This window comes from Sporolactobacillus sp. BBK16-2 (assembly GCF_059878335.1).
Genome location: NZ_CM187611.1, coordinates 911,916 through 925,511 on the forward strand (window position 1 = coordinate 911,916; position 13,596 = coordinate 925,511).

Below are 13,596 nucleotides of genomic sequence, written 5' to 3' on the forward strand. Positions count from 1 at the left end.
TTATCGTTACGAAAATGTCCTTGAAGGAGTACTATTCATGAATCTAAAAGTACGCGTCTCAAGTGTGGAAGTACATAATTGCAAAAACGTTGTTCAAGGCAAATTGTATTTTCCTTGTTCTAAGAATCGTTCAATGAAGCGTGCAGATGTGCTCGGATTGTATGGGCAAAACGGTTCGGGAAAAACGGCGGTTGTGTCTGCGTTTGAGGTGCTTCGTGCACTGCTCTGCGGGCAGCCGCTTGATCCGGGCGTTGATCGTCTGATCTATCAGCGGAGCGACACGGTGCGCTTCGTTTTCACCTTTTTGATTTGTGTGGAGCGTCAATGCTACGAAGCTGTCTATGATGTGGCACTGACAAAGCAGGATCTGGATGCGGATGATGCGGTAAATCTGGCAAATGATCGCGGTCCTGATCCGGTGTATTTGTCGCATGAAGAAATTCGCTATAAGGAATTGGTCAAAGGCGCGCGCTATAAAACGATGGTCGCTTTTACTCGAAAAGATGGGGAGGAGAAGCTTGCCCCGAATACGGTTGCGTCGAAAATAAAATCGAGAAAAGAAAATTTAGTGGTCGCATTCAAGGTCAACTCTGAGTTGGCTTATCAGCAGCGTACCTCTGTTTTCTTTCGTCAGGAAGGCTTTGATCTGCTTGAAAGGACTCTTGATCAGGAACCGTTCACGCTGCTTCAGGTACTCAAAAATATCTTTGCCGGACGATTGTTTGTGCTGAGCAATCACGAATCGGGAATGTCGCTCGCCAACCTGTCGATACCGATTCATTGCAGAAATACGACTTTGAATCCCAATGAGCAGGGCTATGGGGTCATCAATTTTCCGATTGATGCACCCAAAAGAATGGATATGGAAACGTTTGAAATACTTCAAACAATGTTCACAGCGATCAGCAAGGTATTGAAAGAGGTTGTCCCCGGTCTGACTGTGGAAGCAAAAAATCTGGGAGGCGAGCTGCTGCATGACGGCAGAAACGGTGTACGTGTTGAGTTGGTAGCAAAGCGTGAAGGTCGCTCGCTTCCGATCGCTTGTGAAAGTGATGGCATCAAAAAACTGCTGACGGTGCTGAGCTCGCTTATTGTGATGTATAACGATGAAAATGCATGCATTGTGATTGATGAACTTGATGCCGGTATCTACGAATTTTTACTTGGCGAGATTGTGAAAATTTTGAATAACGGCGGCAAGGGGCAACTCCTGTTCACCTCGCACAACTTACGCCTTCTCGAGGTTCTTGAAAGAGAAAATTTGGCATTTACATCTGCCAATCCCGAGAATCGCTATATTGTACTGAAAGGAATACGGGACAGCTCAAATATTCGTGATGTCTATATTCGTGCGATTCAGCTTGGTCATGCTGGAGAAGAAGTTTATCAGCCGACGGATCGCTACGATATTATGGAAGCATTCGATGAGGCGGGTGAATGGAGTCATGGCTGAAAAAAAGGCCATTGTGTTTATTGTGGAAGGTGTGTCGGACGAACGGACAATTGCAGCGATCCGTAACTATGTGCCGAGCAAGTACAGTGTATATGTTCATATTACCCGTGGCGATATGTTCACAAGACCCGGCGTGCGAAAAAATGTAAAGACCCGAGTCACGGATCAGGTTCGAAAAATAATGAATGAAACGAAATACCGCAAGCAGGAGATTCTTGCGGTGATACAGTTGACGGACACGGACGGGGTTTTCGTTGACGATCGAAACATTGAGGTGAACGCATCGGTCGGGCGTGATCCGGTTTACCGTGAGTCGGGAATTGTTGTTGCCAATCCCGGTATTCAACAGTACATACAAAAAAGGAATAAAATAAAGGCATCTGAATTGCGGACCATGTGTTCGGCAGACGTCATTATGAATGGAATCTACTATTTTATCTTCTATTTCTCTTGCAACTTGGATCATGTCATGCATAATAATCGTAATATGACTATTGAGGAAAAAATTAATCAATCGCGTGCATTTGAACGTGCCTGCCGTGATCAGCCGGATCATTTTTATCATTTTTTCCATGATCAGCCTTTTGCTGTTCAAGGATCAATTGATGGCACCTGGGATTTTATTGAGAGGGGCGCACATTCTGTGCAACGGTATTCAAACTTTCATTTAATTTTTGATATGCTGGATACTTTGGAACAGCAGAAAGCCCTTGAAGAAAACGCACGTTAAGGAGGAGACCGATGGACAAATGTATTGGCGGCAAAACATTGGCGGAGTGGGAGCACGCAGAACCGACAGTGATCAAGATAAGAGATAAAAATGAAGTGCTATGGCTGAATCCACATTATGGCGAACGTGATGCGAGGATGGTTACCTCTAGTGATGTGACTGATGCCGAAGCGCGGCTGCGCCGCTTTGCTCCTTACTTGGCGTCGGTTTTCCCTGAAACCGGACAAGCGGGCGGCTTAATTGAATCGCCGATTTATTCAACAGCTGAATTACAAGCTTATTTGGGAGAAGAAGCGGGCACACGAATTCCCGGCCGGTTAATGATGAAGGCAGACAGCGAACTGCCGATCTCCGGATCAATTAAGGCACGCGGCGGGATTTATGAAGTACTCAAGACTGCGGAACAATTGGCGATTAGTTCCAATTTGCTCAGGGAGTCCGATGATTACGCGTTGCTTGCAGATGATTCGTTCAAGCAATTTTTCTCACGCTATTCAATCGCTGTTGGTTCAACAGGTAACCTGGGTCTCAGCATTGGCATTGTTGGTGCGACGCTTGGATTTCAGACAACCGTACACATGTCGGCGGATGCGAGTGCATGGAAAAAAGCACTGCTCCGCGAAAAAGGAGCTTTTGTAAAAGAATATTCCGCGGACTACAGTGTGGCGATTACAGAGGGGCGCAAGCAGGCGGATCTGGACCCGCACTGCCATTTCATTGATGATGAAAATTCAAAGGATCTGTTTGTTGGCTATGCTACCGCGGGTAACCGTCTGAAGAAACAATTTCAGGAAGAAGGTATCTCAGTAGATGCCGATCATCCGCTGTTTGTCTATTTGCCATGCGGTGTCGGTGGGGGACCGGCCGGTGTAACCTTTGGATTAAAACAAGCATTCGGCATGCACGTTCATGCTTTTTTTGTTGAACCGACCCATGCGCCATGCTTTTTACTCGGCCTTTTGACGGGATTAGACGACCAGGTATCCGTACGCGATTTCGGACTTGATAATCACACAGCAGCTGATGGATTGGCAGTTCCGCGTCCATCGGCGTTCGCGGGCAAAGCAGCTGGTCATTTAATTTCGGGTTGTCTTACCGTGGATGACGATCGCCTTTTCTACTATCTAAAAGCACTTAAGGATACGGAAAATCATTGGATCGAACCGTCGGCTGCCGCAGGCCTAGCCGGACCTCATATGTTGCTGGAAAGCAAGACAGGAAAGAAGTATTTAGAAAATCATCATTTGACGGATAAAATGGCCAATGCAACACACCTTTTTTGGGCAACCGGAGGCGGAATGGTTCCTCAAAAAAATCGAGAAGCCTATTATGCCCGGGCTTCTCGATAGGAGATTCGTGATTAACGGTCCTCATTCTTGTGTTCGCTGGTGAATTCATTCGGTGCATGGTTCCCATCGGTGTGATTTTTTTGCTGGGCGAGCCGTCCATTGCGGTGTTCACCTGTATTTTCCCTCGCCTTAAATTGGCGATTGAATTCCTGCTCTTTATTCATAGAGAAAACTCCCTTCAATGTGTGAAGCGCTGATTATTCTGCGCAATTTAGTCATAATTTATCCGCGTTTCTTGCAAGATGATTCAGCAGTACGGACATAATTTTTATTATTCTGACGAATTAATTAATTTGATTAAACAGCTGACGGTGGGAAAATACACCTATAAAATGTCTAAGTCATTGCGCTATAATTAAAAAATAATTAAGAAATTGTTTTGTGATCTTTACAATGGAATATTCGGACAGATCTAGGATAGAGATTCTTTTGATGGGGGTTTACAAGATGTTTAAAAATCCTAAAGCATTCGTTTTTTGGCTTATTCTTATCTTATTTATTATTGGCATGATCTATAAAGGATCATCGACTCCTTACGCTGACCAGAATATGCAGCCGTTCTTAAAGGCGCATTTTCAGTGGACGGCGGAAACGTTTCCGCATGTCGATTTTAATTATGGCGGGGAACGTATTACGTCCGACGAACCTTATGCATTGTTTGAGTTTGTTTTTCGCAAGGCAAGTCATGTAACGGAATACTGTCTTTTAACCTTCATGATTATTAACTTATTTATGACGACAGTCATGCCTCGTTTGCTCTGCTATTTGTGCGGTCCGGCGATCTCACTTTGCTATGCGATGTTCGACGAGTGGCATCAGACTTTTGTTCCGGGGCGAACCGGTCACTTAATCGACACATTTACGTTTGATTTGACCGGGATGATTTTGGCGATGGTCATTGTATTTATACTTGATCTTTATTACTATCTCTTTTATACAGGTAGCAATCATTCGTCACGATTTCGCGCTGAACAACACGGATAAATGATGAAAATTGAATAAACTTTTCAGTTGAACACTCCGATATACTTAGTGATAGATGGTGGGCTGTGCGAGATTGTGAACGTGATTGAAGTGGGCTTGAAGGGATGGATCAGTCATGGCTTTAAAAGAGAAACAAAAAAGCCAAAACAAAAGGCGCTTTAATCTTCAGAGCCTTTATTTTGTTGCTTTTTTTATTGGCGTATTGGTTGTCGCTGCGGTTTTTTATTATCTCGGTGTCGAAGGAATGCTTGTTCCCGCTATTTTTGCAAGCGGGGTGACCTTAATCGCGGGTCTTTTTGCCTTACTTTTTATCTTCAAGGGATACAACAAGCGTGTGCATGATTTGAGGCTTGCTGTCGGCAAAGCTGAGACAGGCGATATGAGTGTGATTATCAACGATAAAGAAAATGATGAATTGGCACGACTCGCCGAAGGCATCAACCACATGATTCGAATGAATCACAGTGTGATTGAGAGCATGTCACTAGTCTCCGAAAAAGTAAACGATGCCTCGCAATCGCTGGTTTCAAGTGTTGAAGAGCATACGGCTTCATCAAACGAGATCGGATCGACGATGACCGAAATTGCTGCCGGAGCCTCCGATGAAGCAGAATTAATGGGAAAAAATAAAGAGGCAACGGATCAGTTAAAAGAGAGAATGGGCAGCATTACGGAGCAGACACAGATGATGGAGCACGGCGCGGAGCAGCTGGCCAAAATTTCTGAAGGAAATCAGCAGTCTGTCATTAAGCTGAGAAATCATTCGGAACGGACAATCAGTACGACTGCTGATATTATTGACGCGATCGCTTCCTTAGATTCACGTTCAAAGAATGTAGGCAAGATCATTGAATCCGTCTCTGAAATTGCCGGCCAAACCAATTTGCTTGCCTTAAATGCGGCGATCGAGGCCGCTCGTGCCGGAGAACAAGGCAAAGGCTTTGCTGTTGTCGCAGATGAAGTGCGTAAGTTGTCGGAACAAACCGATCATGCCTTGAAAGAAATTTCCGAGTTGATGACTGGCATTCGTTTGGATACGGAAAATACGGTTCAGTTTGCCGGAAAAACAAGTAAAGTTTTGGAAGAACAATTTATCGTTGTCAGTGCTTTTGAGAAGGCATCAAAGCGGATTGCTGAAGCCGTGACTGAGAATAAAGAGCGAATCAGCAACATTTCCGCTTCGATCAAAGACATGGCGACGCAGACGCAAAAAATTAAAGAACATATTGATGGAATGACTCAGATCAGTGAACAAACAGCTGCCGGCACAGAGGAAGTGACGGCATCGATCGAGGAACAGACCGCCGGAATGGAACATCTGACCAAACTTGCGGCTGATCTGGAAGCAGATGCTGCGATCATTCAAAAGGCCCTTAAGGGGTACAAGCTAGTTTAATTCAAATTTTTCCATTGATTTGATCAATAGATATAAGGGAGCAAGGTACTCGGGGGGCTGAGAACACATGAACAAAGAAAAAGATACGGATAAGGCAAAAAAGACAAGTGAAAAGAAAATGGCACTGGGAGAAAGGCTTAAAGCTGCAGGGGCATTTCTCATTAAATTGCCGCAATTTCTGAATGGGCGCGCTTTAGAAAAAATGAGTGTGAAGAAACAGCTTTTAATTCCAATCGTCAGCATCATGGTAATCGTCGGTTTGATCGGCGGGCTATTCAGTTACATCTACGGAGCTAAGCTCATCCGCGATCAGATGACGCAATCAGCCATGGCACAATTGAAGGCCACGGATCAAACCTTTGATACCTATTTTGATGACGCGCAATCGGTTACACGCCAGTTTACAATGAGCAAAATGCTTGATAATGTTCAGAAAAATAACGAAGAAATTCAACAAGATTTCCAAAATGTACTCAGTTCGAATACTAAATATCAAGCAATTACCTATGCATCGGCAAAAGGAGATATTGTACGTTCGCCTATGTATTTCTTTGACAAAGGCTATGATCCTACCGCAGAACAGTGGTACAAGGACGGGGTAGGGGGAAATGGTCAGTCAATGTGGACCGACCCTTATACGGACAGCGTAACGAAGCAAAATGTCGTGAGCGTCGTGCAGGCAATTGTTGATAACGGACAAGTAAAAGGTGTCATTAAGATGGATTTATTTATCCAATCCATTATCAAGCAGGTAAGCGAAGCAAAGCTTGGAGATTCCGGCTATGTGGCACTGCTTGACAGCAAAGGCACCTACATAGCGTCTCCTAAAAAAAATCAGTTAGGTAAAAGTGTTGCCGGTCAAGATTTTTTTAAGAAAATGCGCAGGATGGGAAAGAGCGGCAAATTTTATGCGAAAATCGACGGCTCGCAAAAATTGGTAAGTTTCCGCACGAATAAGACATCCGGATGGACCCTATTAGGCATTATTGACAAAAGCGTGATTTCGAACAGGGCAAACCTTATTACGCTGCCGTCCGTTGCAACGTTGGTCATTATTATTATTGTTTCTATTTTGATCACGCTCTACACACTTGGTCGTGTTGTTACGCGATTGAGAAAGCTTCAAGAAGCTGCGGGCCGCATTGAAAATGGAGATCTTACCGTTAAGATACCGGTCCAAGGCGATGATGAATTATCCCAGCTGACAAAAAGTATTAATGCACTTGCGAATACGAACCGTGAAGCCTTTAAGAAGATGTATGAGGTGTCGCATCAAATCATTGGGGCTTCGCAAACATTGGTAGCCAGTGCTGAAGAGAATGTAGCGTCTGCGAATGAAATTAGTGCAACGGTTACGGAAATTGCTACGGGAGCATCAAGTCAGTCTAAGTCGATTGACGAGAGCCAATCGTCGCTGCAAAGTCTTTTGGATGAGGTTAATCGCATTGATGACCGAAGTACAGAGGTTCTTCATGGGGCCGAGCGAATGAAGGAATATGCGAATGGCGGTCTTGAAAAGATGAACCATCTTTCCGCCCAATCAAAGACATCTGCGGATACGACGCATCAGATCATCAGTACCGTATTGAAAATGGAAGAGCATGCGAAAAATGTGCATCAAATTATTGATGTGCTGGACGGTATTGCGCGAAGAACAAATTTGCTCTCTTTGAATGCGAGCATTGAAGCTGCGCATGCGGGTGAACATGGAAAAGGCTTTGCGGTTGTTGCCGGAGAGATTCGCAAACTTGCACAGCAGACGAATCATTCATTAAAAGAAGTAACCGATACGGTTCAATCAATGAATCATGAAATTCAGCAAGCAGTCGCTTATTGTGAGCAAACGAACGAAACACTTCAAGAACAACATGCTGCCGTTGCCGAATCCAATGACGCGTTTAAAGAAATCGAAAAAACAATCATACTTAATGTGAAGGGCATGCAGACAATCGCCAATGCGATTATTAAGACGCATGAACAGATTGAACAGATAACTCAAGGTTCACAAACCATTGCGTCAACAAGTGAGGAGACCGCTGCCAGCACCGAAGAAATGAGTGCTTCTGTTCAGGAACAAACGGCTTCTATGGAAGAACTGAACAAGTTGGCCGGAGATCTGGATCAACAGGCTCAAATGATGCAGGAAGAAATCAAACGCTTTAAAATTTGATCTTACTTTATAAATTTAAAGAACGTAAAAAGAGGCTGTCCCAAAAGTCTCTAAAAGTGAATGAGCGGAGAGAAAAATTCAATTTTTCTCTCCGCTTTTCTGTTTTTATTTATGGAGGGCTTACTTTTCCTCTTTTTTTATTGCTGGAAATCCATCTTAACTTTCTTCATCAGGTTATGGGCCAATGCCAATAAGCCGAATTCTACGTGAACTTTTTTAAGCCCTCGGAGATGAAATCGGCGGAAATGCATATTTTGTTTTAAATTGCCAAAGACGGGTTCGTTTTCCAATTTTCGGCGTCGATAACGTGCTCGTCCTTCCTCTAAGTTCAGAGCCCTACGGGCTTTAGCCTTGGTTTCCTCGTACACAGGATTGTAATGAACTTGCCGATTTCCTTTGGCTTTTGTGCACTTACTTTTGAATGGGCATTCGGTACAGTCTTCACATTCATAGATCTTAAAGTCTCTTTTATATCCGTAATGATCGGTCCGCGTCATATATTTTTTAAACACTACTTTACGGTGGTTCGGGCAAATAAAAACATCTTCTAATTCATGGTATTCCCAGTTCTGAATCTTACTAAGATCTTTTTTAAATCGCCTTTGTTCTTCTTGACGTAACTGGTTATAGGGAATGAGCCCTTGGTAATGTTCTTCCATTAAGTAAAGGTAATTTGCTTCACTTCCATAGCCTGCATCGGCAATGACGTGTTCCGGATGCGCAATGGGAGAGTGAGCCAGCTGTTTTAAATGGGGAATCAGTGTGCGCGTGTCCGTTGGGTTTTGATGAAGTGTATAGAACAGAATCATCTGATTTTCCGTACCCATCTGTACATTGTATCCTGGCTTGAGCTGACCGTTTTTCATGTGATCTTCTTTCATTCTCATGAAGGTGGCATCGGTATCCGTTTTCGAATAACTATTACGCTCGCCAAACGTTTCCATCTGTTTTTCGTATTTTTTAGCTCTTGGAATGAAGTCGTTCTTCAGAGCTTTGACCTGTTTTCTCAGTGTGCGATCGGGAGATCGGCGAGCGGGCTTCTTTAATCGCTCACCAGCCTGTTCTTCTACACCCTTTGTCCAATCTTCAACTTCTTGAGCAGACGCGGCCTTCTTCGTGTTCTGGATGAACTCCTGAATTTCCTGATGGTCCAGCTTGATCTGATCGTTGATTTCTTTGAAAACGGTCCTGACCTTTTCCTGTAGTGCTGCTTGATAACGTTGTGTTGCTTTTTTCCAGACGAATGTATAACGATTGGCATCGGCTTCGATTTTTGTTCCGTCCAAATAATAATCGTTACCGCTAATGTATCCCTGTTCCAATATCTGAGCAATAAAGTCTTCAAAAACAGCTTGGAGACAAGTTTCCATTTGTTGCACACGAAATCGATTGATGGTTCGGAAGTCGGGCGTTTGTTGATTGGCCAGCCACATCATGGGAAGGTTTTCACGTAGAGCACGTGCAATTTGCCGACAAGAATACCATTTTTGCGTATAAGCGTAGAGCAGAATTTTCGTCATCATTTGAGGATGGTAGGCCGGGCGGCCTCCACCTTTATAAGCTTCAAGAAAGACCTTTCGGTCGATTCCATCAACAAAAGCATTCACTGCTCGTGCCATGTGATTTTTGGGAATACTATCGCTAAAATCCATTGGAAGAATAAGTTGGCTCATGTTATACTCTTTGAAGATAATTGTTTTCAAAAAAATCGCCTCTTTTTAATGAGATTGGGGAATTTCATTATAAAGAAAAAGGCGGTTTTTTTCTGTGATCAAAACAACTCAAAATGAAAAACTCGAGAAGAATAATCCTCTCGAGTTTTTCATTTGAAGCCACCTTTTGGGACAGCCTCTTTTTATACTGATTTTCAGATTGCCCAATTACCGTTACGGAAAATCGGAGTCCTTTCACCATCTGTTGTTTCACCGTCAATATCCAGTTCACCAGAACCGACCATGAAATCAACATGGGTAAGGCTTTGATTCATCCCTGCCGCTGCGAGTGCCTCTTCTGACATTTTGCGTCCACCGCGATAGTTAAATGGAAATCCGTGGCCGATCGCTAAATGGCAGGATGCATTTTCATCATACAAGGTGTTGTAGAAGATAAGATTGGTTTCTGAAATAGGCGATTGGTGCGGAACGAGAGAAACTTCACCAAGATAATGCGAGCCTTCATCAGTCTCAATGATTTGTTTCAGTGTTTCCAATCCTTGCTCTGCTTTATAATCCACAATTCGACCGTTTTTAAATGTAACAGAGAAGTTGTTAATCAGATTTCCGCCATAATTCAACGGCTTTGTGCTGGAGACGGTACCGTTAACTCCGGTTTTGAGCGGCATCGTAAAGACCTCTTCAGTTGGCATATTCGGCTGAAAAGGAATACCTTGATCATTGGACATTCCGCCGCCGATCCAAAGATGTTCTGCCGGAAGCTCAATGGTTAGGTTGGTGCCTGGTCCTGCATAGTGCAGTGTCTTAAATCGTTTTTCGTTGAAATAGTTCAGCTTGTCTGTCAGTGATTGGATATGCTGTTTCCACGCGGCTTCGGGATCATCCTTGTCTGCTCGCGTGATTTTGAAAATTTGCTGCCAAAGCGCATCGATTCGTTCAGATTCTTCCATGCCGGGAAAAACTTTGGCTGACCAAGCAGTGGTCGGAACCGAGACAATGGTCCAGCTTACCTTGGCACTGCTTTTATCATTAGAAAATTGTTTGTTTGCGGCAGCTGCTGCTTTCTGTGCTGCAGCAACGCGCAACGGATCTATCCCTGAAAGCAGTTCCGGATTCGGCGAATAGATATAGAGAAACGCCGCATTTTGATTAGAGAGTTCCTGAAATGAGCGTGCACGCCATTCGGGAAACTGGCTGAGTGATTTCTCAGACGCAAGATCGAGTCTCAATCGAGTTAATTCTTCATCAGTCCAGTCGACAAAGACATGACGAGCGCCTACTTCATAAGCTTTTCGTACAATTTTCCGTACAAATTCCGGCGATTCAATGGGTGCGAAGATCATGACATCTTGATTTTTTTGCACATTAAGTCCGATTTTAACTGTGATATCGGCATAGTGTTCCAACAATGTTTCAAAATTTTTCATGTAGCAAGCCTCCTGTAAGATCCATTCATACCGATGGCAAAATAACGAATAGCACGGCAGTAATTACTGTCATTTTAGCACAGTCATTTTCGTTCGGCATGCGGATCTGAAACAAAGCAAAATGCAGATGTAAAAAAACGGGCGAAACGATTTGGGTCATTCGCATAAGATAGTAGGGAAAATCAAGTGGAGGTGATGAGGATCATGGGTGCTTCAGAAGGATTCGGACAGAACTCAGGCTTCGCGTTGGTGGTTGTGTTGTTTATTCTCTTAATTATTATTGGCGCGTCGTGGGCTTATTAAAACAAAAAATCGGGCCGGCTGTGTCCCCGGGCCGATCTTTTGTACATATAATCTTCAGTTTTCCACTCCATAGACGGTTTGGAAAATTTCTTTTTTTCGCTTCTTAAAGTCTTGTTCGGTCAAGGGATTCGGATATTGCATCATGAACAAGTCAATGTGATCGCCGGTCTGACCTAAATCAGGCTGAACATAACCGAACGTACTGAGGGAGAATCCCAACCGCTCATAGAAGTGAATACGGCGAACAGCAAGATCGGTCGTTGGTGATTCGACCTCAATTAAAACCGTTTTTTTGGCTTGCTCGAGATAATTGCTGAGCAGTGTCGATCCGATCCCGCGTCCGCGCAGATTTGGATCCACGGCGAAATGCTCCAGAAAGAGAAAATCACTGAACGACCATTCGGCGATAAATCCGTCAATTTTTTTCCCAGATAAATCATAGCGTGTTAAAACGGTAAAATTCGCTTGGTTTAATAGCTGGCGCTCTTTACTGCGCGGGCGAAATTCTGCTACTGGGAATGAACATTTCATTAAACGATAAAACAGATCAAAATCTATAGTCTTCAGCGGTGTTAATTTTTGATCCATTTAATGACCTCCATATAAATGATGCTGCTTGTCTTAAACGATCAGTGTTTTCTATTCTAGCATAAAAGTCAAAGGCACTCGGGAACGAATGCCTTTGACTTTTATTTTGTTCGTACGTTTCAGCGATGGCGTCTCATGGACATATGAATCTGTTTCCAGCGTGCTTTTTCTTTAAGCCGCTCTTGGACATCGGACTTGCGCCGAATAAAAGCAAGCTCGCGCTGCAGCTTGAGATAGCTTTGATAACGATTTTCGCTCAAACTGCCATCCTGCAGAGCGCGTTGCACCGCGCACCCTGGCTCTTTTTGATGGGTGCAATCTCTAAAACGGCATTCAGAGGCGAAAGTTTCAATATCTGAGAAGCTTTGTTCCAGCGAATCATCAGAAGCCGTCCAAAGCTGCAGTTCGCGCATGCCCGGCGTGTCAATAATGACCCCGCCGCCGGGAAGAACAATCAGTTCACGTGTTGTTGTGGTGTGTCTGCCCCGGTCATCATCTTCGCGGACTGAATGCACAACCTGAATGTCTTTGCCGCAAAGCCAGTTTGTTAATGTTGATTTTCCGGCACCGGATGACCCGAGAAAAACGGCTGTTTTTCCCTGACCCAGATAGTCAGTGATTTGCTGCTTGCCGGCATCTCTCAGTGCGCTGACCGTAATGAGGGGAACGCCGAATGCAATTTCTTCTACTGCGGCGATCTTCGTTTCCAAATCAGTACACAGATCCGCTTTGCTCAGCAGGATGACGGGGTTCGCACCGCTTTCCCAGGCCATGGTCAAATAGCGTTCCAATCTGCGGATATTAAAGTCATGATTCAGCGCCATGACAAGGAAGACGGTATCAATATTGGCGGCGACAATTTGTTCCACAGTAGTTACGCCTGCTGCTTTTCGTGAAAATTTACTGTATCTGGGAAGAATGCGATCTATGGTTGCCTTGCACTCTGACGGACGTTCACGGACAACCACCCAGTCGCCGACTGCAGGAAAGTCTTCACGTTCTTCTGCCTGATGACGCAGTTTTCCGGTAACCTCAGCTAAATAGTCGCCTTGCTCTGTTACGAGTTTATACTGTCCTTTATATTCGGACGTGACCCGGCCGATGGTTTGACCTTGTTCTAAATCTAAAGGTGTTTCGTCTAAGTGCTGATTCCAGCCATACATTTTTAAGTTCATGTAAATCCTCCGGTTGTCTTAAAATTAGGTATTAAAAAAAGACCGTTCACACGGTCTTCTCGAAAAAGGGAGTTGCCCTGTGAAAAGCCTCCGGTCCCTAATAGTCAGTTCAACTTCAGATCATGCTGAAAATAGGGGACCGGTGGCACGCGACAATGAGATTGTATGCGGCAGTACGTATGCTATTCGCCATAAAACATGTCCCCTTTCTCAATCATATGATTTACTACCCAAGTATAAAGTGTCTCATAGCCTTTGTAAAGGCCATTAGATAGAGGTATGGATGGGACAAGCCGCGCATAGGATGAATTAAGAAAACCGGGCATGACGGAATCAGAAAGGGACGAT

General features: G+C 44.2%; 12 protein-coding genes. 7 read left to right on the forward strand and 5 right to left on the reverse strand.

What is annotated here, in order from left to right; translation table 11 throughout:
* The first annotated feature begins 37 nt into the window (after window positions 1-37).
* Genes AC6F33_RS04560 through dsdA form a run of 3 tightly spaced genes read left to right on the forward strand, consistent with a single transcriptional unit; the run spans window position 38 to window position 3,532 of the window.
* Entirely contained in the window at window positions 38-1,453 is a 1,416-nt protein-coding gene (locus AC6F33_RS04560) for an ATP-binding protein (protein WP_255747532.1), read from the forward strand.
* Window positions 1,446-2,183 (forward strand): hypothetical protein, encoded by a 738-nt coding sequence (locus AC6F33_RS04565; protein WP_255747530.1) that lies wholly within the window; start codon window positions 1,446-1,448, stop codon window positions 2,181-2,183. The genes AC6F33_RS04560 and AC6F33_RS04565 overlap by 8 nt, the downstream gene beginning before the upstream one ends.
* Before the next feature lie 11 nt (window positions 2,184-2,194).
* The gene (gene dsdA / locus AC6F33_RS04570; protein WP_500777824.1) at window positions 2,195-3,532 is read left to right on the forward strand and encodes a D-serine ammonia-lyase; all 1,338 of its coding nucleotides are present in this window, start codon (window positions 2,195-2,197) and stop codon (window positions 3,530-3,532) included.
* An 11-nt stretch (window positions 3,533-3,543) separates the two neighbouring features.
* Here the strand turns inward: dsdA and AC6F33_RS04575 are convergent, their stop codons facing one another.
* A complete protein-coding gene (locus AC6F33_RS04575) occupies window positions 3,544-3,696 on the reverse strand; it encodes a hypothetical protein (RefSeq protein ID WP_500777825.1) in 153 nt (50 codons plus the stop codon).
* Between the two features lie 283 nt (window positions 3,697-3,979).
* On the opposite strand from AC6F33_RS04575, the gene AC6F33_RS04580 reads away from it, so the two are divergent.
* The 3 genes from AC6F33_RS04580 to AC6F33_RS04590 all read left to right on the forward strand — a co-directional run bounded on the left by AC6F33_RS04580 (window position 3,980) and on the right by AC6F33_RS04590 (window position 8,082).
* Window positions 3,980-4,516, forward strand: a complete 537-nt coding sequence (locus AC6F33_RS04580; protein ID WP_480947636.1) for a VanZ family protein — start codon at window positions 3,980-3,982, stop codon at window positions 4,514-4,516.
* Window positions 4,517-4,631: 115 nt separating this feature from the next.
* Entirely contained in the window at window positions 4,632-5,912 is a 1,281-nt protein-coding gene (locus AC6F33_RS04585; protein WP_480947635.1) for a methyl-accepting chemotaxis protein, read from the forward strand.
* A gap of 67 nt (window positions 5,913-5,979) precedes the next feature.
* On the forward strand, window positions 5,980-8,082 hold the full coding sequence (locus AC6F33_RS04590) for a methyl-accepting chemotaxis protein (protein WP_500777826.1): 2,103 nt from the start codon (window positions 5,980-5,982) through the stop codon (window positions 8,080-8,082).
* A 137-nt stretch (window positions 8,083-8,219) separates the two neighbouring features.
* Here AC6F33_RS04590 and AC6F33_RS04595 read toward each other — a convergent pair whose 3' ends face one another.
* Both AC6F33_RS04595 and AC6F33_RS04600 read right to left on the reverse strand, forming a co-directional pair.
* Window positions 8,220-9,773, reverse strand: coding sequence for an IS1182 family transposase (locus AC6F33_RS04595; RefSeq protein WP_500778137.1), 1,554 nt, complete (start codon window positions 9,771-9,773; stop codon window positions 8,220-8,222).
* Window positions 9,774-9,949: 176 nt separating this feature from the next.
* Window positions 9,950-11,182 carry an aminopeptidase gene (locus AC6F33_RS04600; protein ID WP_500777827.1) on the reverse strand — a complete coding sequence of 411 codons (1,233 nt, stop codon included), beginning with the start codon at window positions 11,180-11,182 and terminating at the stop codon, window positions 9,950-9,952.
* Window positions 11,183-11,386: 204 nt separating this feature from the next.
* Between AC6F33_RS04600 and AC6F33_RS04605 the strand changes: the two genes are divergently transcribed.
* Window positions 11,387-11,485 carry a YjcZ family sporulation protein gene (locus tag AC6F33_RS04605; protein ID WP_255747519.1) on the forward strand — a complete coding sequence of 33 codons (99 nt, stop codon included), beginning with the start codon at window positions 11,387-11,389 and terminating at the stop codon, window positions 11,483-11,485.
* A gap of 54 nt (window positions 11,486-11,539) precedes the next feature.
* Here AC6F33_RS04605 and AC6F33_RS04610 read toward each other — a convergent pair whose 3' ends face one another.
* Both AC6F33_RS04610 and rsgA read right to left on the reverse strand, forming a co-directional pair.
* Window positions 11,540-12,073 carry a GNAT family N-acetyltransferase gene (locus tag AC6F33_RS04610; RefSeq protein WP_500777828.1) on the reverse strand — a complete coding sequence of 178 codons (534 nt, stop codon included), beginning with the start codon at window positions 12,071-12,073 and terminating at the stop codon, window positions 11,540-11,542.
* Window positions 12,074-12,192: 119 nt separating this feature from the next.
* A complete protein-coding gene (rsgA, locus tag AC6F33_RS04615; protein WP_500777829.1) occupies window positions 12,193-13,248 on the reverse strand; it encodes a ribosome small subunit-dependent GTPase A in 1,056 nt (351 codons plus the stop codon).
* Between the last annotated feature and the right edge of the window lie 348 nt (window positions 13,249-13,596).

Excerpts from the sequence above, each read along its gene's own strand:
- AC6F33_RS04560 (WP_255747532.1), top strand. The coding sequence starts at position 38 with ATGAATCTAAAAGTACGCGTCTCAAGTGTGGAAGTACATAATTGCAAA.
- AC6F33_RS04565 (WP_255747530.1), top strand. The coding sequence starts at position 1,446 with ATGGCTGAAAAAAAGGCCATTGTGTTTATTGTGGAAGGTGTGTCGGAC.
- dsdA (WP_500777824.1), top strand. The coding sequence starts at position 2,195 with ATGGACAAATGTATTGGCGGCAAAACATTGGCGGAGTGGGAGCACGCA.
- AC6F33_RS04575 (WP_500777825.1), bottom strand. The coding sequence starts at position 3,696 with ATGAATAAAGAGCAGGAATTCAATCGCCAATTTAAGGCGAGGGAAAAT.
- AC6F33_RS04580 (WP_480947636.1), top strand. The coding sequence starts at position 3,980 with ATGTTTAAAAATCCTAAAGCATTCGTTTTTTGGCTTATTCTTATCTTA.
- AC6F33_RS04585 (WP_480947635.1), top strand. The coding sequence starts at position 4,632 with ATGGCTTTAAAAGAGAAACAAAAAAGCCAAAACAAAAGGCGCTTTAAT.
- AC6F33_RS04590 (WP_500777826.1), top strand. The coding sequence starts at position 5,980 with ATGAACAAAGAAAAAGATACGGATAAGGCAAAAAAGACAAGTGAAAAG.
- AC6F33_RS04600 (WP_500777827.1), bottom strand. The coding sequence starts at position 11,182 with ATGAAAAATTTTGAAACATTGTTGGAACACTATGCCGATATCACAGTT.
- AC6F33_RS04605 (WP_255747519.1), top strand. The coding sequence starts at position 11,387 with ATGGGTGCTTCAGAAGGATTCGGACAGAACTCAGGCTTCGCGTTGGTG.
- AC6F33_RS04610 (WP_500777828.1), bottom strand. The coding sequence starts at position 12,073 with ATGGATCAAAAATTAACACCGCTGAAGACTATAGATTTTGATCTGTTT.
- rsgA (WP_500777829.1), bottom strand. The coding sequence starts at position 13,248 with ATGAACTTAAAAATGTATGGCTGGAATCAGCACTTAGACGAAACACCT.